The organism is Acidobacteriota bacterium, from assembly GCA_022562055.1.
Taxonomy (GTDB): Bacteria; Actinomycetota; Acidimicrobiia; order Spongiisociales; family UBA5794; genus BMS3BBIN02.
Genome location: JADFQA010000032.1, coordinates 1 through 26,591 on the forward strand (window position 1 = coordinate 1; position 26,591 = coordinate 26,591).

The 26,591-nt window shown below is 58.2% G+C and carries 24 protein-coding genes and 1 other RNA gene; 3 read left to right on the forward strand and 22 right to left on the reverse strand.

Annotated features, from left to right (window positions below):
* From IIC71_11400 to IIC71_11410, 3 genes are all read right to left on the reverse strand, one after another.
* Window positions 1-261: dihydropyrimidinase (locus tag IIC71_11400; GenBank protein MCH7669784.1), on the reverse strand; the 261-nt coding region annotated here is incomplete at its 3' end.
* A 24-nt stretch (window positions 262-285) separates the two neighbouring features.
* Window positions 286-1,575 carry an aspartate aminotransferase family protein gene (locus IIC71_11405; GenBank protein ID MCH7669785.1) on the reverse strand — a complete coding sequence of 430 codons (1,290 nt, stop codon included), beginning with the start codon at window positions 1,573-1,575 and terminating at the stop codon, window positions 286-288.
* Window positions 1,576-1,577: 2 nt separating this feature from the next.
* Window positions 1,578-2,420 carry an acyltransferase gene (locus IIC71_11410; protein MCH7669786.1) on the reverse strand — a complete coding sequence of 281 codons (843 nt, stop codon included), beginning with the start codon at window positions 2,418-2,420 and terminating at the stop codon, window positions 1,578-1,580.
* Window positions 2,421-2,689: 269 nt separating this feature from the next.
* Here IIC71_11410 and IIC71_11415 point away from each other — a divergent pair, with 269 nt between their 5' ends.
* The gene (locus IIC71_11415; GenBank protein ID MCH7669787.1) at window positions 2,690-5,188 is read left to right on the forward strand and encodes a right-handed parallel beta-helix repeat-containing protein; all 2,499 of its coding nucleotides are present in this window, start codon (window positions 2,690-2,692) and stop codon (window positions 5,186-5,188) included.
* Between the two features lie 74 nt (window positions 5,189-5,262).
* Here IIC71_11415 and ssrA read toward each other — a convergent pair.
* The 12 genes from ssrA to IIC71_11475 all read right to left on the reverse strand — a co-directional run bounded on the left by ssrA (window position 5,263) and on the right by IIC71_11475 (window position 18,571).
* Window positions 5,263-5,619: a transfer-messenger RNA gene (gene ssrA / locus IIC71_11420) on the reverse strand.
* Window positions 5,620-5,705: 86 nt separating this feature from the next.
* Window positions 5,706-6,179, reverse strand: coding sequence for an SsrA-binding protein SmpB (smpB, locus tag IIC71_11425; protein ID MCH7669788.1), 474 nt, complete (start codon window positions 6,177-6,179; stop codon window positions 5,706-5,708).
* 5 nt (window positions 6,180-6,184) lie between these two features.
* On the reverse strand, window positions 6,185-7,372 hold the full coding sequence (locus IIC71_11430; GenBank protein MCH7669789.1) for a peptidoglycan DD-metalloendopeptidase family protein: 1,188 nt from the start codon (window positions 7,370-7,372) through the stop codon (window positions 6,185-6,187).
* A gap of 61 nt (window positions 7,373-7,433) precedes the next feature.
* On the reverse strand, window positions 7,434-8,312 hold the full coding sequence (locus IIC71_11435) for an ABC transporter permease (protein ID MCH7669790.1): 879 nt from the start codon (window positions 8,310-8,312) through the stop codon (window positions 7,434-7,436).
* Window positions 8,309-9,241 carry a cell division ATP-binding protein FtsE gene (gene ftsE / locus IIC71_11440; GenBank protein ID MCH7669791.1) on the reverse strand — a complete coding sequence of 311 codons (933 nt, stop codon included), beginning with the start codon at window positions 9,239-9,241 and terminating at the stop codon, window positions 8,309-8,311. Before ftsE ends, IIC71_11435 begins: the two co-directional genes overlap by 4 nt.
* 125 nt (window positions 9,242-9,366) lie before the next feature.
* A protein-coding gene (prfB, locus tag IIC71_11445) for a peptide chain release factor 2 (GenBank protein MCH7669792.1) occupies window positions 9,367-10,501 on the reverse strand; the annotation gives its coding sequence in 2 pieces (ribosomal slippage) (window positions 9,367-10,428 and window positions 10,430-10,501; 1,134 coding nt in all).
* A 48-nt stretch (window positions 10,502-10,549) separates the two neighbouring features.
* Window positions 10,550-13,183, reverse strand: coding sequence for a preprotein translocase subunit SecA (gene secA / locus IIC71_11450; GenBank protein MCH7669793.1), 2,634 nt, complete (start codon window positions 13,181-13,183; stop codon window positions 10,550-10,552).
* A 131-nt stretch (window positions 13,184-13,314) separates the two neighbouring features.
* Complete coding sequence (locus tag IIC71_11455; protein ID MCH7669794.1) at window positions 13,315-14,658, reverse strand: HD domain-containing protein; 1,344 nt, start codon at window positions 14,656-14,658, stop codon at window positions 13,315-13,317.
* A complete protein-coding gene (locus tag IIC71_11460; protein ID MCH7669795.1) occupies window positions 14,655-16,619 on the reverse strand; it encodes a HEAT repeat domain-containing protein in 1,965 nt (654 codons plus the stop codon). Before IIC71_11460 ends, IIC71_11455 begins: the two co-directional genes overlap by 4 nt.
* A 3-nt stretch (window positions 16,620-16,622) precedes the next feature.
* Complete coding sequence (locus tag IIC71_11465; GenBank protein ID MCH7669796.1) at window positions 16,623-17,273, reverse strand: response regulator transcription factor; 651 nt, start codon at window positions 17,271-17,273, stop codon at window positions 16,623-16,625.
* The gene (gene raiA, locus IIC71_11470) at window positions 17,270-17,821 is read right to left on the reverse strand and encodes a ribosome-associated translation inhibitor RaiA (protein MCH7669797.1); all 552 of its coding nucleotides are present in this window, start codon (window positions 17,819-17,821) and stop codon (window positions 17,270-17,272) included. Before raiA ends, IIC71_11465 begins: the two co-directional genes overlap by 4 nt.
* Window positions 17,822-17,953: 132 nt before the next feature.
* On the reverse strand, window positions 17,954-18,571 hold the full coding sequence (locus tag IIC71_11475; GenBank protein MCH7669798.1) for a hypothetical protein: 618 nt from the start codon (window positions 18,569-18,571) through the stop codon (window positions 17,954-17,956).
* A 204-nt stretch (window positions 18,572-18,775) separates the two neighbouring features.
* On the opposite strand from IIC71_11475, the gene IIC71_11480 reads away from it, so the two are divergent.
* Window positions 18,776-20,653 carry an AAA family ATPase gene (locus IIC71_11480; protein ID MCH7669799.1) on the forward strand — a complete coding sequence of 626 codons (1,878 nt, stop codon included), beginning with the start codon at window positions 18,776-18,778 and terminating at the stop codon, window positions 20,651-20,653.
* Window positions 20,654-20,724: 71 nt separating this feature from the next.
* On the opposite strand, the gene IIC71_11485 is transcribed toward IIC71_11480, so the two are convergent.
* Window positions 20,725-20,901 (reverse strand): Trm112 family protein, encoded by a 177-nt coding sequence (locus IIC71_11485; protein MCH7669800.1) that lies wholly within the window; start codon window positions 20,899-20,901, stop codon window positions 20,725-20,727.
* A gap of 4 nt (window positions 20,902-20,905) precedes the next feature.
* The gene (gene manB, locus IIC71_11490; GenBank protein ID MCH7669801.1) at window positions 20,906-22,261 is read right to left on the reverse strand and encodes a phosphomannomutase/phosphoglucomutase; all 1,356 of its coding nucleotides are present in this window, start codon (window positions 22,259-22,261) and stop codon (window positions 20,906-20,908) included.
* Window positions 22,262-22,339: 78 nt separating this feature from the next.
* Between manB and IIC71_11495 the strand changes: the two genes are divergently transcribed.
* Window positions 22,340-23,056 carry a glycosyltransferase family 2 protein gene (locus IIC71_11495; protein MCH7669802.1) on the forward strand — a complete coding sequence of 239 codons (717 nt, stop codon included), beginning with the start codon at window positions 22,340-22,342 and terminating at the stop codon, window positions 23,054-23,056.
* Window positions 23,057-23,077: 21 nt separating this feature from the next.
* Here the strand turns inward: IIC71_11495 and IIC71_11500 are convergent, their stop codons facing one another.
* The 5 genes from IIC71_11500 to IIC71_11520 are packed head-to-tail and all read right to left on the reverse strand — an operon-like array spanning window position 23,078 to window position 26,557.
* Complete coding sequence (locus tag IIC71_11500; GenBank protein ID MCH7669803.1) at window positions 23,078-23,539, reverse strand: GtrA family protein; 462 nt, start codon at window positions 23,537-23,539, stop codon at window positions 23,078-23,080.
* Window positions 23,536-25,740: a hypothetical protein gene (locus IIC71_11505; GenBank protein MCH7669804.1), complete on the reverse strand. Its 2,205-nt coding sequence runs from the start codon at window positions 25,738-25,740 to the stop codon at window positions 23,536-23,538. The genes IIC71_11500 and IIC71_11505 overlap by 4 nt, the downstream gene beginning before the upstream one ends.
* Before the next feature lie 38 nt (window positions 25,741-25,778).
* Window positions 25,779-25,961, reverse strand: coding sequence for a hypothetical protein (locus IIC71_11510; GenBank protein MCH7669805.1), 183 nt, complete (start codon window positions 25,959-25,961; stop codon window positions 25,779-25,781).
* Between the two features lie 34 nt (window positions 25,962-25,995).
* Window positions 25,996-26,328: a hypothetical protein gene (locus IIC71_11515; protein MCH7669806.1), complete on the reverse strand. Its 333-nt coding sequence runs from the start codon at window positions 26,326-26,328 to the stop codon at window positions 25,996-25,998.
* Window positions 26,329-26,338: 10 nt separating this feature from the next.
* Entirely contained in the window at window positions 26,339-26,557 is a 219-nt protein-coding gene (locus IIC71_11520; GenBank protein MCH7669807.1) for a DUF3499 family protein, read from the reverse strand.
* Window positions 26,558-26,591: the final 34 nt, after the last annotated feature.

Here is a 26,591-nt window from a genome sequence, read left to right on the forward strand (position 1 = left end):
CCACGCCGCAGCACGCGTCCCGGTCTCGAAGTTGTCGGATGCAACGGTCCCGCCGAACGGGAGCTCCATATGCGTGTGAACATCGATTGACCCCGGGGTCACAAGTTTGCCGGTCGCGTCGATAACAGTGTCCGCCGACGGTTCAAGATCGTGCGATCCGGAGGCCGCAATCGCAACAATTTTTTCCCCATCGATCAGCAGGTCGGCTTTCATAGTGTCGATGGCCGTGACGATCGTGCCACCCTTGATGAGCGTTTTCATGTGTCTCTCCTGGGTCCTGCGGTTCTAGTCAACTTCTCGGATCGCCGCAACGAGAATGGCCGCCCCTTCGTCCATCTCCTCGTCGGTGATACTCAGCGGTGGAGCGATGCGTAATACGTTGCCATACAACCCACCCTTGCCAACGAGAAGACCACGATCCTTGCAAGCTTCGAGCAGAGCCGAAGACTTGCCGGCGTCCGGTTCGTTCGAACCGGACTTCACAGTCTCGATTGCGAGCATCAGACCCTTGCCACGCAGCTCCGCAATCCATTCCGTTTCATCGACCACAGGTTCCAGAACGCGCCGTAGACGCTCCCCCTGCTTCAGGCTATTCCCCTGCAGGTCGTGCTTTATGAGATAGTCAAGATTCGCAAGTGCTCCCGCTGAAACGAGTGGGTTTCCTCCGAAGGTCGAAATGCTGTTGGCGCCCATAGAATCCATGATTTCGGCCGTCGTCACGACTCCGCCGATAGCTAGGCCGTTGCCGACCCCCTTCGCAAAAGTCATGATGTCGGGTGTCATGTTGTGGGCTTGGTAGCCCCACAGGTGCTCGCCGGTACGCCCCCAACCAGTCTGGACTTCGTCTGAGATGAACAGGATCCCGTACCGGTCGAGCACTTTCTTGAACTCACCGAAAAACCCATCAGGCGGGGTGGCAAACCCACCAACTCCTTGGATGGGTTCGGCAATCATGCATGCGACGGTGCCAGACGTCATCATGTCTATGACCTGTTCAAGATCCTCCACGCATGCCGCGGTGTAGCTCGCGTCGTCCATGTGACGGAACGGACTCCGCAGCCGATACGGACCCTGTACAAAGTTGACCTTCAAACCGGTGTAACTAGTCGGCGACCACGACCGATGGCTCGTCAGCGAGACGGCGGTGAACGATCTTCCGTGGTAACTGTTGCGGATCGCCAACACCTCGTTCGATCCACGGTACGAGGTAGCCAGCATGATCGCGGCGTCGTTCGCTTCGGTCCCGGAAGGTGTAAAGAAGACGCGGGCGTCTTCGATGCCTGACATCTCGGCGATCCGCTCGGCAAGGGTCACCATCTCGTCAGACAGATACAGCGTTGAGGTGTGGAGCATCTTGGCTGCCTGTTCCTGTATGGCTTTCACAACCTCTGGCACGTTGTACCCGGTCATCGTGGTGAGGATTCCCCCAAAGAAATCGAGGTACTTGTTGCCCTCAATGTCCCAGACATGCCGACCTTCGCCATGTGAAATCGCAATCGGCTCTTCGTAATACAGCGCCAGCCATGACGGCATAACGGCCCTGTGCCGGGCAAGCAGCTCAGCGTGTGTTGTCATGCCTAACCCTCGGTAAGCGAACCATACGCATCCGGCCTCCGGTCGCGGTAGAAAGCCCATTGGTTGCGGGTTTCCGCAATGAGATCCAGATCGAGGTCACGGATGACCAATTCGGCGTTTTGGTCGGATGCGGTGCCGTCGACGAACTGCCCGCGTGGATTTGCGAAATACGACGTTCCGTAAAAGTCATTGTCACCGAGTGATTCGATTCCGACCCTGTTGATTGCGCCCACGAAATACATATTCGCCGCTGCCGACGCCGTCTGCTCCAACTGCCAGAGATACGAAGACAATCCACGGCTGGTAGCCGAAGGGTTGAACACGATCTCGGCACCTGCAAGGCCCAGTGCCCGCCACCCCTCCGGAAAATGCCGGTCGTAGCAAATGTATACGGCTACCTTGCCAACGGCGGTCTCGAAGATTGGATACCCCAGGTTGCCCGGCCGGAAGTAGAACTTCTCCCAGAACCCTTTGACCTGCGGGATGTGGGTCTTGCGGTACTTACCGAGGTAGGTGCCGTCAGCGTCAATCACCGCAGCAGTGTTGTACAAAAACCCCGGTTGCTCAAGTTCGTACATCGGGAGCACCAACACCATGTTGAGTTCCTTGGCTAGAGCTTGAAACCGTTTGGTTGTCGGACCGTCAGGAATCGCCTCGGCGTAGTCGTAGTACTCAGTCTCCTGGACCTGGCAGAAGTAGGGTCCGTAGAACAACTCCTGGAAACACATGACCTGCGCTCCCTCAGCGGCGGCCTCACGAGCGTATTTCTCGTGAACATCGATCATGGACTCCTTGTCGCCCGTCCACTCGGTCTGCAGAATTGCGGCTCGTATCACTCTGCTCATAGTTCGATCCAATCCTCGAGGCCCAGGTCATCCGCCGGGATCGCATGCCAGCGTGGACCCGACTATATGCCCCCCACCACATTGACACAACTAACGCGTTAGCACGAACGAGACGCACGCGCGCTTCCGCATAGGCCCAAGACAACCGATCCGCAGCTTCAGAAAAATCGGCGTGTGGCCGATACTGTTCGGGTACCGGCGACCGGCTGTGGGGATATACGCGGCCGACGCTCAGACACATAGACCGCAAGCCAGAGCTACCTAGTCAGATGCACAAAACTCATCGCCCGGGACGCATCGCGACAGCCATTGTTGTGATGGCTGCCGTGTTCGTCCCTGTCAACGCCGCTGCTCCGTCTGCGCATGCCGCTTCGACTACCTACCTCGATGAGGGATACGACGCTCCCCCATCCACATGGGGCACCGACTGGTTCGATTCTGACATCGGTAGCCGCAACCGAATTTCGACGATCTCAGACGGAATCGAGGGATCTGGGATTCGCGTAACGATACCCACGGGATCTCATTTCGGATCAGCAATGCGCTGGGAGTTTGCGGCCAATGGTGAGACAGAACCCGACGAACTGTTCTACCGCTACTGGCTGAGATTCCCCGATGGGTTTACAAACTACGGTCAGGGCAAACTTCCGGGACCGTCAGGGTTGTACTCAAGCTCGGGCCGCAACAAGATCAGGCCCGGTGATGCAAACCCGGGATGGTCCGCACGGATGATGTTCACAGCACCTGATGCAGACAGAGCTGGAACGCACACGCAGATCGGATTTTACGTGTACCACCGCGGACAGCCCGGCTCCTCTGGTGAAACCGAACCGTGGCACGACTCTCCTGGCGTCCTGGAACATAGCCGCTGGTACTGCGTCGAAGGCCGGGTAGTTATGAACACGCCCGGTGTCGCGAATGGTGTTCTCGAAGGCTGGGTTGACGAAAAGCTGGCGTACTACGACGATCGCTTCACCTTCCGAGGGTCGGCCGATTCTGGGATCAACGTGCGCGAATTCTGGTCTGACGTGTATTACGGAGGAACGGCGACAGCACCGGGCACCATGTCTTTCGATTTCGACGAACTTGTCTTGTCGGACCAGCGAGTTGGTTGTGGCGGACGCGGCTCGGGGTTTCGAGACACGTCCGACAGCGTTCACGAGACCAACATCGACAAGCTTGCCTTTGCAGGGATTACAAAAGGTTGCAACCCGCCCGATAACTCGCGATTCTGCCCCAAGGACTCGGTCACCCGCGGCCAGATGGCAGCGTTTCTCGACCGGGCTCTCAACCTAGAACCAACAACGATTGATTTCTTTGATGATGACTCAGACTCCATTTTCGAGGCGAACATCAACCGCCTCGCAGCGTCTGGCATCACGCGCGGCTGTAGAGACCGAACCTACTGCCCGGAGAGGCCTGTTACCCGCGGAGAAATGGCGGCGTTTCTTGCTCGCGGTCTATCGCTACCGTCCGGTGGAGTCGACCTCTTCACGGACGACGACGACTCGATCTTCGCCGGATCCATCGATCGTCTGGCGTCGGCCGGGATCACGGCTGGTTGTAACCCGCCGGCCAACGACCAGTTCTGCCCTGACGATTTCGTGACACGCGGTCAGATGGCCTCGTTCCTCTCAAGGGCACTCGCTCTCGCTGACCCTCCACCGCCTCCGCCGGGGTACACCGCCCCAACAGTCCCCAACGGATACGACGCCGTAGTGCCTCTCGGGTGGTCCATTCAAAGTGTCATCGACCAACAGCCCCCGGGCGCCACAATCCTCGTACGTAGCGGTACGTACCTGCGTCAGGAAATCCGTCCCAAAGCGGGCCAAACGATCGACGGAGAACCGGGCGCCAAGCTCGACGGTATGTGGGACTACAGCTATGCATTCACCGACATAGATAACCCGGTTAACGGCGTCACCATCAGCGGATTTGAGGTCACGCGGTACAACTCCGTAGCCGGGACCGGCGCAATCCACGGCGCCGGCGACAACTGGACCGTATCGAACTGCATCGTGCATGACAACAAATACGCGGGTGTGACGGTGTCGGATGGTGGAACGATCTCGGACTGCACCATCTATGACCACGGCTACGACGCGATCCTCATCACAAACGTGTCCAACGTCACGATCGCAAACAACGAGATCTACCAGAACGGCGACCGCAGCAAGTTCTACGGCGCGGTGAGGCTTCAAAACACGACCAACGTTGTGATATCAGGAAACAACATACACGACAACGACGCCCGTGGTATCTGGGGCGACTTGGACAACCTGAACACGGTGTACTCGCAAAACACCATCACCAACAACTGGCGCGGCGCCATCTATCACAAATTTTCCTACGACGTGACCATCAAGGACAACGTGCTGACATCGAACGCCACCCAGCAGCCAGACACCATCCTTAATGCTGCAATAGTCGTCCGTGGTCCCAACGCCACCATTTTCGGAAACACCGTTCAATACAACCGCAACGGCATCATCATCTACGGCCAGGGTCTGGATTCCACGTACGGAAAGTACGGTGTGCTTACTGCGACTGGCGCATCGGTCGACAACAACGCTGTGACCGACTCTGGCAAGAGCGGAACGACAACCAACGGCACAAACATCAGCATTGGCGTGTTCGACGACAACAACTACGTCTATCCAGACGCTTCGACAGACTGGTTCGTCTACCTCAGCGGTTCAGGGCGCACATGGGCCGAGTGGCAGGCCGAGGGATCTGACCCGAACGGCACGTTCACCGTCTCCCCGTGAGCCGGCGGGCCGCTGCCAATGGCGAACCACAACACTGAAGAGGGCGGGCCCTTGCGGGTCCGCCCTCTTCAGTGTTGTGGAGGTGGGGGGAGTCGAACCCCCGTCCTATGAGGTTTCAGCGCCGGCATCTCCGAGCGCAGCCAACAGCGAGCGTTTCGGAAACATGGGACCGCCGTCGGCAAAGTATTCCCTCGTTCCTAGTCAGAATTAGTCTTGAGCTCCCAGTCCTAACCCCTGAGTGCAGCATCCCGTATTGCGTTACCCGGGACCGGCGAGACGGGAACCCTCCGGGCGGATAGACCGCTTAGTTAGGCGGCCAGTGCCAGATTGTCGTCGGCACGTATTTGTTTACCGGCTTTTAACGAGGACTCCGGTGTACCTCGGCTCGCTTCCGACACATCAACTCTCACAGTCGAAACCGTGTCACCCCCAACAGGGGTACAACACCATCGGTGTGCGGTTCTAGTGTACCAGTCGGCTCAACGAACGTCTCGGTTGAGCGTATCTGCTTGCCGTTCTACCCGTCGCGTTGACGGCGTACAGCGCGATCCATCTCGCGTTTCTCCTCGCGTGTACGGATCGCCTGACGTTTGTCGTAGTTCCGACGGCCTTTTACCAACGCTAGTTCGATCTTGACCCGGTTGTTTTTGAAGTAAACCTTAAGCGGCACGAGAGTGAGGCCCTGCTCCTTGATGCGCCCGGAAAGTCGATCAATTTCGCGCCGGTGCATCAGTAGCTTGCGTCGCCGCTCGGCTTCGTGGCCACCTTCCCTGGCGAACAAGTACGGTGCGATGTGCATGTTCTCCAACCACACCTCGTTCTCGCTGATCTCCGCATAGGCGTCCTTGATGACCACCTCGGCGGCGCGCAGTGATTTCACCTCTGACCCGGTCAAAACTACGCCGCATTCCCAAGTGTCGAGTATGTCGTAGTCGTGGCGGGCGCGACGATTCGTCGCGACCGTGACATCAGATCCACTGCTCTTAGCCATCCCGTTTACAAGTATGGGGCTGGGTTGACGGGGTTGCCGTTCAGCCGCACCTCGAAATGCAGGTGCGGTCCGGTCGACAGCCCCGATGAACCAACAAACCCGATGACGTCGCCAGCTTTGACGTCTTGGCCCACCGAGACGTTGACACCCTTCTGGTGGGCGTACAGGGTCGTCATGCCACCAGCGTGGACGATAATGACGGTGTTCCCGTAACCGCCGTTCCACCCGGCGAGAATGACCCTGCCGCCCGCAGCCGCTCTGATGTTGGTACCACTTGCACCGGCCAGGTCGATCCCTGTATGCATCCGTACTGTCCCCAGAATTGGGTGTACACGCGGCCCGAATGGCGATGTGACACGTCCCGAAACGGGACGAAGCAGCACTCCCGGAGTCGTGCCACTCGGATTGTTGTTCTCACGAATCAGCGCCTTGATCCGATCCTGGTCTTCATCCAGGACTTCCAGCGCGTTCTCGAAATGGACTATCTCGTCGTCAAGTTTGGCAAGGATTGCTGCCTGTCGATCAAGTTCCGCCTTCTGGGCACCTTGTCGCAGCTCAACACGATCACGAATCTCGACAAGTCGAGCCTCGGTGTCGGCGAGTCGTTTGACAAGGTCGGCTTGCTTGTCCTCGGCGACGTCGATGAGTTCTTGCTGGCGATCCTCTTGCTGCTCGAGAGTTTCGAGCCGAACGAACAGCACGTCGTTGGTGTTGGAGGCCCGGATGAGATATTCACCCCGTACCATGACGTCCGTCACACTTGCCGCGTCCATAAAGAAGACCGGCGACTCGACAGCGCCGTTGATGTACTCGCGTCTTGCAAGATCGATGGCGGCAGCTCGATTGGCGGCCTTCTCAACGCCCATCACCTCGAGGCGACGGTACGAGACGTCGAGCTTTTTCCTCAGCGTGTCCAGGGTCGCCAGGTTGTCGTCGAGATCGACGGTAGCCGCAAGTAGTTCCGCCTCTGAGGAGTCGAGTTGGTCGTTGATGTCATGAAGAATCTCGTGTGTCGCAAGGATCTCCTGCGCCAACTCGCTGCGGGCGCCGTCAGCACCTTCGATCTGCTCTGCAAGTTCGCGCATCCGACGCTGGACGTCGTCGAGTTCGCCCTCAAGACCGTGGGCCCCGGCGAAACCAGGCACAGCCAGTACGAGTCCGGCGACGAGCAACCACAAGACGCTCCTCTTCACGAGCGGACCCGACAACAATCTGCACCCATCACACCGCTGACCAGGTTTCGGTGCAAGGCCACTACAGCTTGATCCCTCGGTGCAGAACCAGACTTAGGCTGGAACCGACGAATCCGACGACTGCACCGAAGACAACTATCAACACCGACCACTGCGACAAAAACGCATTGCCGACGTCAATCGAAATGAGATTTGGAATTTCGGCTCTGAGCGCGGTTCGGTACAGCGCTAACACGAACCCCACAGAGAACAAGCCTCCCAAGGTCCCCTCAACAACCCCTTCGATGATAAACGGGGTCCGAACGAACCACCGGCTAGCACCAACTAATTGCATTATTTCGATTTCGTCCCGCCGCGCGTAGATCGCCATGTGGATGGTGTTCGCAATAAGCGCTATCGCAGCAATTCCGAGCGCGGTCGCAAGCACGAGCGAGAATGTTTGCAGGGCCGTACGCAGTGAAATTAGGCGCTCCACCGCGTCGTCGGCGGACCGCACCTTGTCGACGCCCGGTAGACCCTGGAGTTGGGCGGCTACACCTTCGACGTCCTCAAGGTCAGACGGAGCAATCCGCAATGACGCAGGGATAAAGGATGGGTTTTCCTCAAGCAGACGCAGCCGGGCCGGATCGCTAGCAAACAGTCGGCGGGCCTCTTCGATCGCCTGCGGTTTGGAGAAGAAGTTGACGTTCTCGACCCCGTCCCACGATGACACTTCTGCTACAAGACCCGCCGGATCGACAACGTCGTCCCGCAGGTATGCGATGACCCTCACATCCTCCTGCCACTCCTGGAGGGTGACTTCTGCGATCTGACCGAAAATGATCGATCCGAACGTGAGGAACAGAGAGATAAACACCGCAAGAACAGCGCCAAGCACGACCACAAGATTCCTCGAAATGTTCCGGAACGCCTCCGAAAGCATGTAGGACACCCGTCTCATGTCGTCTCCTTGTCAGGTTCTCCGGTTTCGGCGCCAACCTCGGGCGACTCGTGGTCCTCGCTCGGCACGACTTCTTCAGTCGACTTCTTGTCGGTCTCGTCAGTTTTATCGGTCGACCTGTTGTCGATTTCGGCGCCGGCACCCGAATCCTCCGTTTCTTGCCCGTCTCCGCCAATGCCGAAACCCGGCTCGGCCGGAAATGGCACAGCAGCCTCACCCGAAGGGGACTTTGAGACTTTACGCAGCCTCACCTGCTGGTACGCACCCGCGTCTTGGTCGCGAACGATTCGCCCGCGATCGAGTTGCACGACACGCCGGCGCATGGCATCAACGATGGCGTGATCGTGAGTGGCCATGACGACCGTTGTCCCGGTGCGGTTGATTCTGTCGAGGATTCTCATGATGCCCACAGATGTCGCTGGATCGAGGTTGCCGGTTGGCTCGTCTGCAAGCAAGATCAGTGGGCGATTTACAACGGCTCGCGCCACCGACACACGCTGCTGTTCACCACCGGAAAGCTGTTTCGGATAGCGATCCGACTTTGCAGACAGACCGACAAGCTTCAGCACCTGGGGGACTTGGGTGTTGATCACATGGCGCGGCCGCCCGGTGGCTTCCAACGCGAACGCCACATTCTCGTACACTGTCTTGTTTTGCAGAAGTTTGAAATCCTGAAACACGGTTCCGATCGACCGGCGCAGCGGAGGAATTTTCCACTGCGGCAGCTCGGACGCATGTTTACCAGCCACCCAAATATCGCCGCTCGTTGGTTTCTCCTCGCGCATCATCAGACGCAGCATCGTGGACTTTCCCGAACCCGACGCACCGACAAGGAATACAAAATCGCCCTTCGCCACATCAAGGCTGACGTCCTTGAGCGCAACGACACCACCATCATAAATCTTGGTGACATTCTGGACGCGAATCATGTACTTCCTGTCTCGTCTCGGGGACCCGCAGCGCACGCGACTGCATTGACCTGGTGTGGCGGTGTTGCCACAGATAAGAATGGTACCGACGACGCACGATTAGGCCAACTAATCAACTGTGACCTCTAATCAACTGTGACCTCGATCGTCGACGTTTCGTGTTCCTCACGCCGCCATTGCAGGTAGGCGTCGATGAACCCATCTAGGTCACCGTCGAGTACACCTTGCACGTTGCCGATTTCATAGTTCGACCGGAGATCCTTGACCATCTGGTACGGCTGCATCACATACGATCGAATCTGACGCCCCCAACCGGCCTCGACCTTCTCGCCACGGACAGCTTCTATTTCCTCCAACTGCAGTTGGCGCGAATGTTCAGCCAGTCGTGATGCAAGGATCTGCATTGCGCGGTTCCTATTTTGGAGCTGCGATCGCTGATTTTGGCAAGCGACCACGATGCCGGTGGGTAGATGTGTGATCCGCACTGCGGAGTCCGACGTGTTGACATGCTGCCCACCGGCGCCCTGAGAGCGATAGGTATCAATCCGCAGATCGTCCTGGTTGATCTCTACCTCGCCAATCTCGATCTCAGGGACGACGTCGACACCTGCGAAACTCGTGTGGCGCCTCGCCTGCGAATCAAACGGAGATATGCGCACCAACCTGTGTGTGCCGCGCTCGCTCTCAAACGTCCCGTACGCGTGGTCGCCGCGAATGGTGATCGTCGCGGACTTGATACCGGCCTCGTCACCAGACTGGATCTCGTCGATGACAAAGTCCAGCGGACTCCGTTCAAGGTAACGAACGTACATGCGCAGGAGAATCTCGGCCCAGTCCTGGGCGTCGACGCCTCCGGCGCCAGCGTGCACGCTCACGATGGCGGCACGGTCGTCGTACTCTCCGAAAAACAGCGTCTCGCGTTCAAGAGCATCCACCACCGTGCTCAGTGCGCCAAGCTCCTCAACGAGCTCGGCCTCAGATTCAACATCTCCCTCTTCCAGCGCGATCTCGAGAAGAATCTCGGTGTCGTCGAGTGATTCTGTGAGGCCCCCAACGCGATCGATCACACTGCCAAAGCGAGCCAGCTTCTGAGTGATCGCACGGGCACGGACGTCGTCTTTCCAAAGGTCGGGCGCCGCAGCAAGTTCGCGTAAATGAACTAGCTCGGCTTCCTTGCCAGGAACGTCAAAGGAACCTCCTGGCGTTATCGAGCCGGGTGCGGAGTTGCTGGATGAGGCGGAGAGGATCGCTGTTGTTCATAGTGCGCCCGATGCTACACGGACAAGCGGGCACAACCGCGCCGAAGGGTTACTGGCTGGCGCCCGGCTTACCGTGACAGTATTTGAATTTCTTACCCGATCCGCAATGACATGGCTCATTGCGACCGATCTTCTGCTTGACGCGAACGGTCGGATGTTTTGCAACAGGTCCCGACGTCTGGACGTTTTTCGGACGTTCGGGCTGCTTGCGCTGCTCGACTTTGACGTGAAAGACGTACCGAATTCCGTCCCGCTTTACGGAGTCAACAAGATCCGAAAAGGCGTCGTACCCCTCCCTCTGGTACTCGACCAGCGGATCACGTTGCGCGAGCGCCCGCAGACCGATACCCGAACGCAGATAGTCCATTGCTGCGAGGTGATCTCGCCATTTGTTGTCGATAACCGTCAAAATCACCGACCGTTCAAGCTGTCGGAGTAGGTCGGTTCCCAGTTCGGCTTCGCGGGCCACGTACGCCTTGGCGGCTTCGTTGAGGAACGCCTCGACCACCTCATCCTCGGTGATCGTATCCGCATCTGCAAACGAGGCTCGAGTCAACGTTGATGGGTAGACCTGGGCCATGGCGTGCTCAAGCTCATCCCAGTCCCATTCATGTGGATCAACGTTCTCGATCACGGCGAGAACTTCGTTTTCGACAACCTCATCGCGCCAAGTCTCGACAAGCGAGCTGGTGTCGTCATCCTGGAGAACCTGGTTGCGCCATTGATAAATGATCTTGCGCTGCGTGTTCATCACTTCGTCGTACTTCAGTACGTCCTTGCGAATCTCAAAGTTCTGCGACTCGACTTGGGTCTGGGCACGTTCGATCGCCTTTGACACCATCCCAGCCTCGATCGGCACGTCGCGGGGAATCTTGAGTCGCGCCATGATCGATGCAACACGGTCGTTGGCGAAGCGGCGCATGAGATCGTCCTGGAGAGACAAGTAGAACCGTGACTCACCAACGTCACCTTGACGGCCGGAACGCCCGCGGAGCTGATTGTCGATGCGGCGCGAGTCGTGTCTCTCGGTTCCTAAAACGTACAACCCCCCGGCATTTAGCACGACTGACTTCGCCGCGGCGGTCTCGACAGTGAACTTCTTCGTAGCCTCCGCGAGCACCGCAGAATATTCTTGCGCATCGGGCAGGATGTCGAGCTTGCGCATTTCCTGCTCGGCAAGCGCTTCGGGGTTGCCGCCGAGCATGATGTCGACCCCACGCCCAGCCATGTTCGTCGCAACAGTGACCGCACCCGGTTGCCCGGCCTGTGCAACGATTACGCTCTCGTTGGCGTGCTGTTTGGCGTTAAGTACCTCGTGTTTCACGCCGCGCCGGCTGAGCAGGCCCGACAAGAGCTCGGACTTCTCGATCGAAATCGTGCCGACGAGTATGGGCTGCAGGTCCTCGTGACGTTCTACGATGTCATCGACGAGCGCGTCGAACTTCGCTTCCTCATCGATGTACACCAAATCTGGTTGATCGGCGCGGGCGATGTCCTCGTTGGTGGGAACCACAATGACGTCGAGACCGTAGATCTCCTTGAACTCGCCCTCTTCGGTGACAGCCGTCCCGGTCATGCCACACAGTTTTTCATACATCCGGAAGTAGTTCTGCAACGTGATCGTGGCGAGGGTCTGGTTCTCCTCTTTGATGCGAACGCCTTCTTTGGCTTCAATCGCCTGATGCTGCCCCTCCGAATACCGACGCCCGTCGAGCACGCGGCCGGTAAACTCGTCGACAATCTTCACTTCTCCGTTGTTGATCAGGTAGTCGACGTCACGCTCGTAAAGTTCCTTCGCTTTTAGCGCGACATCGAGATGTTGAATCATGTCGACGTTGGCGTGGTCGTACATGTTTTCGATCCCGAGGATCTCTTCGACCCGATACACTCCCTGTTCGGTGGTGATGACAAGCCGCTTCTTTTCATCGACCTCGTAGTCATCGTCGCGACGCAACCGCTGAACGATGCGAGCGAACTCCTTGTACCACTTGCCTGATTCACCGACGATCCCTGAGATGATGAGCGGCGTGCGGGCCTCGTCGATGAGGATCGAATCGACCTCGTCGATGATGGCGTAGGCATGACCTTGCTGCACCATGTTCTGGGGGCGCATTGCCATGTTGTCGCGCAGATAGTCGAAACCGAACTCGTTGTTGGTCCCGTACGTGATGTCTGCTTCGTACTCGGGGCGGCGCTCCTCCGGCGTCATGGATGACTGGATCAAGCCCACACTCAGGCCGAGGAACTTGTGGATACGACCCATCCACTGCGCGTCGCGTGACGCTAGGTAGTCGTTGACTGTCACGATATGGACACCGTCACCGGTCAGCCCGTTGAGATACGCCGGCATCGTGCCGACCAAGGTCTTTCCTTCGCCGGTACGCATCTCGGCGATCATGCCGCGGTTCAAGGCTCCGGCACCAATGACCTGGACGTCGTAGTGGCGTTGACCGAGCACCCGGATCGCGGCCTCACGCACGACTGCAAACGCCTCTACCTCGAGGTCATCCACCGATTCACCGACCTCCAGACGCTTGCGGAACTCATCTGTCTTGGCGCGCAACTCTTCGTCGGTGAGATCAACAACGCCGGCTTCGACAGCGTTCACGGCGTCGACAAGTTCAAGAAGCTCTTTGAGATGCTTACCTTCGCCAAAATGCAGGACTTTTCTAAAGATCGACATAGGAAAACAAGTCTAGAAGACCGCTGGTTGTTACCGGCGGTATCTCGCAACCGGACTTGTGACTCGGCAACGCGGCGCAGGGGATCCACCGATCACGATCACCGAGATGAATTGGTCGTTGCGCTGGCGCGTCATTGCGCGGGAGCCTCGTTTGAACGGGCGATGATTTCAAGAAGAGCGACCGGGTCGAAATCGGTCTGCTGTGGCAGCAACTGTAACGCCACCTCTTCAATGCCGATTAACAGTGGCTCCGGCGAGACTTTGAAGCCGGCCCGGTCCTGCACAACGAAAGTCGCAAGCGGAACGTCCGGTTCGATCGCACGCTCGGCAACGACCACTGTCTCACCTGTTTTGAGACGCAGGATCGATCCCGGCGGGAAAACTCCCATCATCGATATGAAGACCTTCACGACATCGGGATCGTACGAAGACCCGGCCGCGCCGAGCACAACGTCGAGAGCACGGGCGGGTGTTTCCGCCCGGCGGTATGAACGACGAGTAGTGACTGCGTCGTAGGTGTCGACAACTGCAACGATCCGCGAAAATATGTGCGGTCTGCGACGACGCTGATATTTCGGGTAACCCTTGCCATCAAAACGTGCGTGATGTTCGAGCGCGACGGTTGCGGCGATTTCGTGACCCTCGCCCCCAGCCGCCAGAATCGCCAACGCACCTTCCTGGGGGTGCAGTTGGATCTCCTTCCACTGGCCGTCGTCGAGACGCCCCGGGTAATTCAGAGTCGCAGCCGAGACAGCAACTTTGCCAATGTCGTGCAACACAGCACCGACACCGACCGGAATCAGACTTTCCTTGTCGACGCCAATCATGCGCCCGGTCGCCAGAGCAAGGATGCAAGTGTTGACAGAGTGAAAAAACGTGTATTCATCATGACTCTTCACAGTCGACAGCAACAGCGATGCGCTAGCATGCGAAACAGCGTGTTCAAAGAGTCCCTCGACGGCATCGAAGACCGATGACAGCTCGATCGATCCCTGGCTCGCCATCGACGTCGTCACGCTGCGCAGAGCGTCTATGCCATCCGTGTACGCCCTCCGCACCGAAGTCGTCGCCGAGTCCTCCGGCTCAAGACCGACGAGCGAGTAGTCGTTGAGTCGCACTGTTCCGTCCGCCGGCAGGTCGTCGGAGGATCCCCCGACGAAGGCCGCAAGATCTTCAAGGTCGTCCAACGAAAGCGGCGACTCAAGTGTAATGGAGTCGATGCCACGCGCCTGCATGTCACGCAAAAGGACGTGGTACTCCAAGGACGTGTGCGGCAAAACAACCCTGTCGAAGTAGAACGCTGAGTCGAAGATCGCTAGGTCGACGCGACCAGCGCCCCCCAGCAAATCGAGCGCAGCAACCTCGACGGATCTGCTCGCTTCGACAGTGAGGGGATGCGCTGCCGGGTACAGACTGAGCTGACGCATCAACCTGCGAAGCGACCTTAGAAACAGACCAACGTTCTTTTCGCTCACGAGACCTCAAGACTTTCGCGTGCAGCATGTTTGAGCGCACGGACCTGGCTGCTAAAGCTGAACCGTTTCGCCGCAAGGCGGCGCAGCGAATCGCGAGCAACATCGGTGTTGAAGGTTCCGAGAATTTTGATGAGTTGAATCGCGACTTCTTGTTTGACCCGTTGTCTAGCAAGCTCATCGACGAGAAGTCCGTCGAGGTTTGGTGCATCGCTGGAACGCAAAAGGGAAACCGCGGTCTGACGAACACGCTCGTTGTCGTCCGCCAGACTTCTAATCAAGATCGGCGCAGCCCCGGACCGCATCAACCGCACAAGGCTGCGCAGCACTTCGACACGCACGCGGTGCTCGTCGTGGGCTAACAATCGTCGCAGCCCGGGAACGGCGGCGTCACGGTCCGTTTTACCGAGCACGATCGCCAGATTACGGATGACATACCAGGGTTGGTTGACAAGATAATCATCGAGCACTCGCGGATTGCGGTTTGCGGCCGAAGCAAGCATCTCCGTTATTGCTCGGCGCACTTGGCCATCGTCCTCGACGGCGAGTTGACGAACCAACGGGTCGACGGCGGACACACCGAACTGCTCGAACAAATCAAGCGCCTCTTCGGTCGGACTCGAGCCGCCGTGTGTCGCGATCATTAGACGCAGCGTTTCGGGCGAAAGTATCTTGGCGACACCCTCATGAACTATCCCAGCGCGCTCTCTGGCGAATGGAGGATCAGCGAGTACTGCAGAGACATAAAGTTGGGCCTCATCCAAAGTACTGTCGCGAATCATCCTGACGACCCTTGCTCCCCACACCCGCACAACGCGATGAAAACGATCGTCGCGATATTCGCATTCGAGCAACGCTCGTAAGGTCGCCCTAGCCAGTTCACCGTAATCGAGAGCGATGCGCATCTCACTCTGAAGCGCGAGCAGGGTGTCAGCAACACCATCTTTCGACGCGTCAGCGACAACCGCGGAAACCCTGGCGGCAACCGCCATGCGTGCAGCCTCGACGTCTCTCGACGACTCGAGTCCTTCGAGGAGATCCGCGGGAGCGGCAGAGGAATCGAACGACGCCAATTCGGCGTACTTCAAGAGGAGACCTCGACCGCCCTCGCTCAAATCGGGAAGGAAGGCAGATAGTTCGGCTCCGGTGAACTGATCGAGGAATACCTGATGGCGCTCGTCTGAAAGACGTTCGAGTGCGCGTTCCATAACCTCCAGTTGAATCGCATGTGGTAGAAAAAAGAACGATTCGATGAAAGTGCGGAACCCCTTCCACACATCAACGTCGCCCTGCCGAAGGGTCGCAATCATCGCCTTCGGTCTCTCAGCAAGCGGCCACGCCGTCGCATGAAGCTCCTCGATTCCGCCAATGAACTCGCCAGCCGGATCATCCTTGCTCCCGAGAACCGCGGTGGCGACGTCGATAGGGTCTTCTCCACGTTGGGCAGCGGCGGCCGCGGGCACTGACAGCGTGGAATAAGCCCCGTCGTCGTGTTCTTCTTCGGATGCCGGATCGCCGTCTCCGTCAACGAAGGACAACAGACCTCTCTCGAAGACTTCGATACCTTCAATTCCAAGTCCGCGAACTACGGAATGCGCCCCGCCTTGGGAACGCACCTCATCGTCGTGGGTTGCAATCACCCCAAAAAAGTCGATGAGCGAAAGCGAAGTGACCGCCGGGTCGAATCTCAGGAACTCAACGTCGTGAACGAACAGCTCGCGAGCAAGACGTTCAGCTCCTTCACGCGTCGGTGTGGGCTCGCCATCTTCGTTGAGAAAGGTGCCGGGCCCTATGCCTATGGTGAACGGGGTCTCAAGCGCCTGCAAGACGTCAAGGGCACGGGCAAAAGCTGGCTGTTCTCCCGGGTTCGGATAAAGCGAATACGTAGTCCACGCAGTGCCTACCGCGTCAAGAATGGCCCTGAGTTGATCATCGGGAGATTCTGTTTCGGAAGCCCACGCCATGGCTCAGCCGATCGAAATGAGGTTCTCACGTACTGCATACAGCACCGCTTCATTGCGCGAATGCAGGCCGAGCTTGTCGAGAATGTTCCGAATGTGGTTCTTGACGGTGTTTTCGGAAATAAAGAGCGCTTCGCCGATCGACCGCGAAGTCATCCCGTGAGCAACCAAGCCGAGGACCTCTATTTCCCGGCCTGTCAGCTTCGGCTTGCGGGCCTGTAGAAGTTCCTGATGCCGCAGCAATTGCCGGCACACATCGAACAGTTTCCCGGCCATGCGAGACGAAATCACGGCCCCTCCCCCGACAACGCGTTCGATTGACTCGACGAGCTGATCGAACGGAGTGTCCTTGACAATGTAGCCCCGAGCTCCACTCTTGAGAGCGGAGAGCATGTCCTCTTCACTTTCAGACCCGGTGAGCAGAATTACCTGACAGTTTGGCGCTACTGCGGCGATCTTCTCCACAGCTTCAAGACCGGAAACTCCGGGCATCAGCACATCGAGCAGCACGATGTCCGGTTGTAACCGCTCGGCGCCCGCAACGGATCCCTCGGCCGTGTCGGCCTCGCCAACCACGTCAAAGCCGGCTCCTCGCAGCGCAGAAGTCAGACCAGCTCTGAACAGGGGTACGTCGTCAACGACGAGCAGTTTTATCATGTCGGCTCAATCAGTCCTAGCGTTCCATCTCGGCGGTGATACAACACACAGTGGTTGCCCGTGTTGGCGTCCAAGAAGAAGAAGAAGGCATGGCCCAACATCTCCATCTGCAACACCGCTTCGTCAACCGACATCGGTCGCATCTCGAACCGCTTCGTCCTCACGACTCGCGGCCCTGCGTCAAACTCATCATCGGATGGAGCTGTAGGAGTATTGAGATGTTTCTTTTCGGCGTTTCGGGACCGCTGCATCAGCCGTTCCTTCAAACGTCGAAGCTGCCGTTCAAACTTGTTCAACGCGATGTCGAGCGCCGCGATGTCATCAGATGCGCTCGACTCAACACGAACCGTGTGGCCAGCCTGGTGGGTCGTGATTTCAACCCGAAACTTCTCGTCGACGAGGCGCGGGTTGTGCTCCTCAGTGAACTCGACATCTGCTGAGGATCCCCCGGCATCGAAGATTCGGCCAGCATGCCGCACCTTTTCCTCGGCAATCTGACGAACGTGTTCTGAAACGCGCATGTTGCTGCCATGGACTCGAACCTTCACCTGGACTCCTCTCGGACGACACGGAACGCGCAACACCGCGGTGCGAACGTTTGGGACACGCAACTTGGAGAGGCAGCATCGACGCAGACCCCCTGCTCCTGCACGATTGCGGGTTCAGCCACGCAGCCTCCTTCATAGGTCGTCAGTTTGGCGACCTCTCGCAGTAGTGATTTTAGCCGAAGACGTCACCAATAGCGCTCCGACGATTCGATCAACGCCATCAGCCAATGCAGCGGCCCGGAGTGCAGCGTCGATGGTCCGTCCTGTCGTTATGACATCATCGACAACGACCGATCCAGGTGGCACGGATCTGACCGTGCGAAATACCGCACCACCGCGCTCTACAAGAAGACCACGCGCGTGACTCGGCCACCAGAGACTAGGAGCGAAACTGCGCACCACCGGCAAACCGGTTGTCAACGCAACCGCAAGCGCTAGTTCGAGCGCCGGGTCGACCCCGTAACGCAGACGACGGACCGAGGATCGCGGGATCGGGATCAGCGCGTTCGTCCCCTCCGGAAGCACGGCAGCCATCGGTCGCGCAAGAAGTGTGGCGACGCTGACAATGCCTTGATATTTCAGCCGGTGGACCAAAGTCCGTGCAGCCCCCTCATGACGAAATGCCGCAACGGCCCGGATGCCTCGCGGCGTCAATCTGTCGGCAGCAGGCGACAGAGTCGAGCGACAGGCGACACACAGCGGGCCAGCGCCCCAGAGCCCGCAGGCAGCGCAAACAGGAATCGTCGTCACAGTTTCAGCCTACGGGACACGGCGCGTCGCAACCAGGTGCCCGAAGGCGCCATTCGTAGAAGCAGAAACGTCGCGACGACCGTCCTGATGCCGAGATCGAGCCGCACTAGCCCCATCGACAGTGGAAGAAACATCACCCATCGTGGTTGAAAGTACTACCCATTGTGGTCTATGGTGGCTGCAGGCTGATGAAAGGAAGGCATTGTGACGTTCGACGTTGCGGCGACACGCGAGAGAAACCGGCAGCGGAGGTTGGCGCGCCTCGTTGCCATACTCACCCCGCTGGCAGTGTGGGTATGGGTGCGTCAAATGGTCCAACACGACCCGATCAGTCCGGGTGTCCCCGACCTCGGACCGGACGCGATCCTGTGGGTTCCAGCGGTCGCAATCGTGTTGGTGCTCGGCCTCGTCGTGATTCTCCCGATGAAGGGGAACGGCAAATCACCTCACACGATCTACATGCCCGAACAGATCGATGTTGGATTTGGTGACGTGAAGGGCCTTGGGAGCGTCAGTACTGAAGTCCAGCACACGCTCGAGGTGTTCCTCAACCACAAGCGGTTTCGTGAAGAGATGGGCGGCAATCCGCGTCGCGGCGTCCTGTTTGAGGGGCCACCGGGCACCGGGAAGACCCACGTAGCCAAGGCGCTGGCGCGCGAAGCTGGGGTTCCGTTTCTTTATGTGTCCGCGACGGCGTTTCAATCTATGTGGTACGGCGCAACCGCCCGCAAGATCCGCAGCTATTTCCGCGAACTTCGCAAGGCAGCACGTGAACATGGGGGTGCGATTGGATTCATTGAGGAGATCGATGCGATCGGACTCAAGCGCGGAGCCATGGAGGGGTCGGTGGCACCGGTAGGTACACATGCGGCCACAGTCAATCACAACGCCATGTCATCAGGCACCGGTGGCGTGGTTAACGAGCTTTTGATCCAAATGCAATCGTTCGACGAGCCAACGCGACGCAATCGTATTCGCAATTGGTTTGTGCGCCGCGCTAACGGGTACCTCCCCGCACACCGGCAGCTCAAGGCGGCTTCGCCTGAGTTCGCCAACGTGCTGCTCATCGGTGCAACCAACCGGGCGGATTCGCTCGATCCGGCGCTGCTGCGTCCCGGCCGGTTCGATCGCATTCTTCACTTCGGCTTGCCAAACCAACTTGATCGGATCGAGTTGGCTGAGTACTTCATGTCGTCGCGGTCACATGTGAAAGGTCTCGATGCCCCGAATCGTATCAAAGCAATCGCGGCCCGTACTATGGGATACAGTCCAGCCGCGTTGGAGCGGCTCTTTGACGAGGCCCTGCTCGTTGCGCTACGAAACGGTGAAAAGGAGTTCTCCGAGAACGATCTACATCAGGCGCAGATGGAAGTCGAAATCGGTCTTCCCAGTCCGACGCTCTACACAACGGCCGACCGCTTGACGATTGCTACCCACGAGTCCGGGCATGCAGTGATGGCCTACCTCGTTGGCAAGAATCGAGAACTCGACGTGCTGTCAATTATCAAACGGAAAGACAGTTTGGGACTACTGAGCCACCGTGACATCGAAGAGCGACACGGAAACTCGCGGTCCGAGATCGTTGCAAGTATCCAGATTTCCCTCGGTGGTATGGTGGCTGAGGAGGAAATGATCGGCGAATCCGGAACCGGCCCATCCGCTGACTTGAAGGCCGCAACCGCAACAGCGTGCATGATGGTCGGATCGTACGGCATGGGTGACTCGCTCACCTCGTTCCTCGCCGTCCCAGATACGCCGTTCGACGCATCGCTTGTAGGTCGGGTACTCGGCAATCCTGGCGCCAAGGCCGAAGTGGAGGCAATCCTTCTGTCGGCGAAAGAGCAGACCACCAAACTCATTCGAGAGCACAGCTACATGGTCGAAGCGCTACGCGACGCACTCCTCGAGCGCGAGGAACTCATAGGCAACGAAATTCTCGAGGTACTTCGGGACGCCGAAACGCTCGCTTTGCGGTCCGGTCGAGCAGTGGTCGATCTCACCGCGAACGGCGCTGATGTATCCGCCCCACCCAGAGAGATCGACCTGTACCAATCACCGGAACCAAACGACGTGCCCTTGTAGGTCGGCGACTTAGTGCCCGGCGGCGAGGAAACTCGCCGCCGGTCGTTCGCAATGTGTGGCCGCAGAAGCCGCTATCCGTCCGACGGGGTAGCTTCGTCGACCAGCATCACCGGAATCCCATCGCGTACGGGGTACGCCAAACCGCACGCTGCACACACCAAGCACGAGGTCTTCTCGTCCTCGTTCAGATCTCCGGAACACGCAGGGCATTGCATCACTGCAAGTAGCTCGGGGGCAATGAGCGACATCTTGTCAGGCCTCCTCTAGGAAAATCTTGCTGACCTGTGCAACAAGCTCAGCCACGTCCCCGGCGGTTGGCGCCTCAGCGTTGAGACGCAACACCGGTTCGGTGTTCGACGGACGAAGGTTAAACCAAGATTCACCGAAGTCGACCGTCAGTCCGTCGAGTCGGTCCTGATTTGCGTGCTCATAAGCAAGCGAAACAGCTTCGATCGCCGCCTGCTTGTCGGCGACGTCAAAATTGATCTCGCCAGAAGGAGCGTATGGCTCGTACTGTCTTCGGATCTCAGAGAGCGGCACACCAGCCTCCGACACAACTTGGAGCAGCACCAACATTGCAAGCATCCCAGAGTCGGCTCGATAGTTGTCCCTGAAGTAGTAGTGACCCGAGTGCTCCCCACCAAACACCGCATTTGACTCTTTCATCACTTCCTTGATGTACGAATGCCCGACCCGGGTCCGTATCGGCGTCCCTCCGGCCGAGACTACGGCCTCGGGTACAGCCTTTGAACAGATCAAGTTGTGCACGATCGACTCGCCAGGAAATCGGTCGAGGAACCAGGCCGCGATGATCGCGGTGGTTGTGCTCCCCGGCAGAGGAACGCGTTGGTCGTCAATAAAGAAGGCGCGGTCGGCATCGCCATCGAAAGCGACCCCGAGGTCGGGCCGTTCCTCCCCCATCAACGAAACCAGATCGACAAGGTTCTCTGGTCGCAACGGGTCGGGCGGGTGATTCGGAAAACTTCCATCCGGCGTGAGGTAGAGGCCGATGAGCTCGCTTTCGATACGCTGAAAAACACTGCGCAGCGCAACTCCGGCCATTCCGTTGCCACCGTCGGCCGCCACCCGTAAGGTTCGAAAGCGCGACTTGTCGACAATGGAAAAGAGGTGATCGACGTAGTCGTCGAGAATATTGACCTCGGTGACCGACCCGGTTGACGTCTTGTGGCTGGGTGGGTTCTGTGCGATGTCCTTGACGGTCATGAGTCCTGACTCCGCGCCGACCGGCGCGGCACCTGCGAGACACAGCTTGATCCCGTTCCACTCTCCGGTGTTGTGCGACGCCGTAATCATCAGACCAGGCATAGCGCAATGACCCGAGTAGAAGTACATCATGTCTGTGGCGATCTCGCCAAGGTCGTCAACATGAACCCCCTGGGATGTGATTCCTTCGACAACTCCATCTCGAATGTCCGGTGACGACACGCGACAGTCGCGACCGACCGCAATTCGATCAACATCAGCAAACTCTGCGAACGCTGCCCCTATCCGGCGGCCCATTTCGGCGTTGAGTTGGGCAGGAGCAAGGCCGCGGATGTCGTAGGCCTTAAAAATCGAGTCAAAGTGAGAAGTCGTGTCGGATTCCATGAGCACATTCTACGGCAGGCCCACCAAACGCATTGAACGCATTTCCGCCGCGAATCCGGCGCCGAGTACCATTGGACCATGACAGAACCGACCTCCGTCTTTTCGATAGTGATTCCCATCCATAACGAGGCTGACTTCCTCCCGACGGCGCTGCGGGCCCTGCGAAACGAACTCGCCGACCTCGGAGTGACCTATGACATCAATCTGGTGGAAAACGGTTCGACGGACGGGACGGCAGATGTCGCCAAGGCGGAATCGAACGACTTCCCGCAGATCCGTGTCTCACAACAGCCGGTCCCGGACTACGGCGCCGCAATGTTCGCCGGGTTTATGGAAGCGACTGGTGACTGGGTCGTGAACTTCGACATTGACTACACGTCTGGATCGTTCCTCAAACAAGTGTTGGCGGAGGGCGGTGACGCAGATGTGATTCTGGCTTCGAAGCGCGCACCTGGCTCAGACGACCGCCGCGGTCTCGTGCGCAAGCTCGCGACCCTCACGTTCAACATGGTCCTCAAAGTTTTGGTTGGGAGTTCGGTTTCTGACACACATGGCATCAAGGCGATCCGCCGCGACGTCATCCAAACTCTGGGTCCTCTGGTCATGTCTCGAACCGATCTTTTTGACACCGAACTAGTGGTTCGCGCCGGTCACGCCGGCTACCGCATCGTCGAGTTCCCGATCGTGGTCGAAGAACAGCGTGCGGCCCGCTCAAAACTCTGGAAGAGAGTTCCTCGCACTCTGAAAGGGATCTGGGCCATCCGCAAGAAACTCAAGAGCGAGGGCATTCTGTGATAAATCTCGGTGTGCCTGCTGCTAACCGCTGAGCGAAACGTCGTCCTCAGAATGGGGGGCGTCACCTGTTCGAAACACGAGGTCACGGTAGGTTGCGAACTTGGGTAGCAGGATGAGTCCCGAAGCGACGACAAGCGCAATGTTTTCGCCGATGCGAGTCAACTCGTATCGGTTTGCCGCCAAAAGCACAATCTGGTCCGTTATCAACAGTGCCACAGCGTTGACACCAAAGAACTTTGCAGACTCCTGCCACGACCCAGCGGCGGTATTCGCGCTAAAGGTCCACTTCCGATTCATCACGTAAGCAAGAGCGGTTCCCAGGATGAAGGACACGATGTTTGCGGGCCGAAGACCGAGTCCAAACTCGCGGAGGATGTTAAAAACGATGAAGTAGAACACCGTGTTTCCGACTCCAATGATGCCCATCTTGATGACCTGGCTCATGGATTGCCTGTTGAGGAAGGTAGCGATGTATCGCTTCACACGTTTTCAACTCCCGACTCAGCGCGACGACGGTAGCCGTGGACCCCAAGTCCGAAGAGAGTGAGCGCGGTGATTCCCATGCCTGCCTTTTCGGTTGGAGAACGCGAGAACCGAAGGACAACGTTCGCCTGCGTTGGGACCACAATCATGAGGCTCGGCGACGCCCGATACACCTCCGCGGCTCCCTCAACCGTCCAGTTGGGGAAAAACGAAACTTTGACGAGGTGCGGAACACCAACGCCGTCCGTGGTGAAACTCACGGTGTTGTCATCAATCAGTATGTTGGAGACGGTAACCGTCTTATCGATAGCCTGAGCGGACTCCCGTTCACCGACCTCCGTAACCCTTGTCCAGGACTCTGGACCGTCCTTCACCATCCATCTGTCGATGAGAGAGACGTCGTCGTACCATTCGAGCGACGCATCCACGAAGTTGTCCTCGCCGTCATAGACCACCGGTTCGTATACCGCAGGGACAACAAGTTGGGTCTCCTCAAGCTGGTAGATCGACCACGGAGGACTTTCGGCGAGTAGGGGTAGCTCCCGAATGTCCGCCTCTTGCTTGGCTTCGTCCGTCATTGCGATGTAGTAGTCGACGCCGTACAGCTTGAGATGCGCCAATCCGCGATCAAATTCAAAGTTGCGGTAGTTGAGACCACGCACCGGGTTCGAGGGGTGTCGTGATACCTCGGCAGCATTGAGGAAGTGGAATGGTGTCGTGAGGGACGATTCAAAATACAACCCCTCCATCGACGTGTGCCCGGGTGAAAAGTAGGGAAGCAGCATCAGGGCCATCGGGGTGCCATATTTCCCGAGTTCTTTGGAGTACGCCTCCCACATGATGCGACCCTCCGGGAGTTTGTCGACCTCCTCGAACAACGCCCTCAACTCTGGCCACGTCTCCTTGCCCTCAAACCCTGAGTAGTTCCAGGTCGCCCACCCGGGGACATCGTGGATGCCTGCAATCGTGATGTTGAAAAGCAAGAGAATTGCTACGGCGCCCGCGACGATTTCGTTTTCCGCACGGTCTTTGAACAAACGAGCGACGTGCATCGTGGCAAGACCGATCGCGATCCCCGCGAAGATAAACAATCCTACAAACCAGAAGGGCAAGAGGCGGGCGTTGTAAATCTTCGAGAGACCCCAGTCGGGCAGCCATACGTACCCGATCACCGAACCCACAACCATCGTGATGAGAACCGCAACGTTTTCACGTCGGTACACCGTCCACGCTACCCCCACCAGCCCAATCACAAAGATGGGGAAAAACTCGTTGGGGAGGGGCGTCGATGTGACACCCGTAAAGGAGCCGTCTCCGATGAGGCCCCGCACCGGACTCCAGTTCATGTCAGTGGTCATGCCAACAGCGGTTTGGAGCAGTGGCAACGCCCAGAACGCAACGATTCCGAACCCGATCGCCCATGAGATTGCGATCGGCTTAATCGCCTTTGCACGGAAAAACAGCGGCATCGTGACCAGGACAACGACGATCGTTGGCACAATGTGAGACATCGCTACCAGGGCCAGCACAATCCCCGCTTTTTTGGAAAATCTCCTCCCTTCAGCCTGGTCACGTATGACGATCCCTAGATACACAAGACTCAGGGACAGCGACCACGAGAACGAGAATTCGCCGGCAAGCGTCGACTTGATGTTCCCACCGAAGATCGAGAAGCTCTCCATGAACACATACATCGACCCCGTAAATCCAGCGATTCCCGCGACGACTCGGTGAAAGCCCATCGAACGAACAAGGAAGTAGGAAGCTGCCGGCATCGTCACGAGGCCGAGAATGGTGGCGAGTTTGAACGCAACGCCGTACGGGAGAATCGCGTTGAGGATGATCGTAAGGATCGCTGGAAGCGGAAAGTAGAAAAACAGCGCCGGGAACCCCGCGTACCAGTCCTGTGTCCAACCTTGTATCCGGAAATTGCCGATGAACGAATCTTGCAGAATCTGCGGAAGCAAGACGTGTGCACCCATGTCGCCACCGGTCGGGGTGTTTGCCACGAACAGCGCCGGGGACTGCATCCGGACATCGATAAACGGAAATCCTTCGACCGCGGTCACCGATGCCACGAAGCCAGCCATTATCAAGAAAATCAGCACCGTCGGAACCCCGATGGCAAGGAGCACAAACACCCGCTCGCGATTCACGCGCGGACGCGTTTGCACGACGGGGTGATCAAGAGAACTTTGCACGGTAGATAGGGTAGCGAGGATGTGGGGCTGCGCCCGGGTCAGGCTTTCTTGGGCACGTCAACGAGAGCGTTGAGGTCGAGCATTTCACCGTCGCGGAAGTACCAACGCGACTCGCAGACGTGACATGAGCAGAAATCCACCTCGGCGCCGTCAGGCAATGTGAGCTGAATCTGGATCACACTGTTCGCACCACAGGTTGTACACGTGAGCGTCGACGTCACGTCTCACACTCCTCCATCGGGTGCCGGTACTGTACTACGAACCTGTCCGTTTGAAGGAGATATCGGTGTCTCCGCCAGCGGCAGCATCAAGCACGAGCTCAGGCAACTCTTCAAGCTTGCCGAGGTATTTTGAACGTCGTTTGCCATCCTCGCGCCAATAGGCGTACCAGTACGGCCCGTGGGGACACTTCGTACAGTTCTGCTTACCGCACCGTACCGATTGGCTACGGACTTTGATTTCTGGAGTGTGAGCCCCGATCGGTACGCCGCGGACCTGGAGGCGAGCCTGCGCCAGCATCAGCAGTCTGCGTAGCTCCGGTTCCCCCATTTCCCGGACAGCTTCGAGCACTTCGCGATCGATCGGCACAAGGACCCGACTACCGCTTGAGGCCAGAAACAGCGAACAATCGCCTGCGATCAACCCTGCCCCAGCCGACCGGAGGCACAATTCGATCGGCGTGGCTCGAGCACATCAGATATCCGGCCCCGGGTGTCGGCATGTGCACGAGCGGTTCCACCCACACGGAACGTGCCCCATAGTCGTACCGCATAACGGCCACCGCAGGCTCGGAGCACCGGACGCATGTTGGGATCATCCAAGAAAGTTAGGCGCGTCTACGCGATACACCA

Excerpts from the sequence above, each read along its gene's own strand:
- smpB (MCH7669788.1), bottom strand. The coding sequence starts at position 6,179 with ATGGCTAAGAGCAGTGGATCTGATGTCACGGTCGCGACGAATCGTCGC.
- ftsE (MCH7669791.1), bottom strand. The coding sequence starts at position 9,241 with ATGATTCGCGTCCAGAATGTCACCAAGATTTATGATGGTGGTGTCGTT.
- IIC71_11465 (MCH7669796.1), bottom strand. The coding sequence starts at position 17,273 with ATGATAAAACTGCTCGTCGTTGACGACGTACCCCTGTTCAGAGCTGGT.
- IIC71_11405 (MCH7669785.1), bottom strand. The coding sequence starts at position 1,575 with ATGACAACACACGCTGAGCTGCTTGCCCGGCACAGGGCCGTTATGCCG.
- IIC71_11415 (MCH7669787.1), top strand. The coding sequence starts at position 2,690 with ATGCACAAAACTCATCGCCCGGGACGCATCGCGACAGCCATTGTTGTG.
- IIC71_11410 (MCH7669786.1), bottom strand. The coding sequence starts at position 2,420 with ATGAGCAGAGTGATACGAGCCGCAATTCTGCAGACCGAGTGGACGGGC.
- IIC71_11460 (MCH7669795.1), bottom strand. The coding sequence starts at position 16,619 with ATGGCGTGGGCTTCCGAAACAGAATCTCCCGATGATCAACTCAGGGCC.
- IIC71_11485 (MCH7669800.1), bottom strand. The coding sequence starts at position 20,901 with ATGTCGCTCATTGCCCCCGAGCTACTTGCAGTGATGCAATGCCCTGCG.
- IIC71_11520 (MCH7669807.1), bottom strand. The coding sequence starts at position 26,557 with ATGATCCCAACATGCGTCCGGTGCTCCGAGCCTGCGGTGGCCGTTATG.
- manB (MCH7669801.1), bottom strand. The coding sequence starts at position 22,261 with ATGGAATCCGACACGACTTCTCACTTTGACTCGATTTTTAAGGCCTAC.
- secA (MCH7669793.1), bottom strand. The coding sequence starts at position 13,183 with ATGTCGATCTTTAGAAAAGTCCTGCATTTTGGCGAAGGTAAGCATCTC.
- IIC71_11435 (MCH7669790.1), bottom strand. The coding sequence starts at position 8,312 with ATGAGACGGGTGTCCTACATGCTTTCGGAGGCGTTCCGGAACATTTCG.
- IIC71_11495 (MCH7669802.1), top strand. The coding sequence starts at position 22,340 with ATGACAGAACCGACCTCCGTCTTTTCGATAGTGATTCCCATCCATAAC.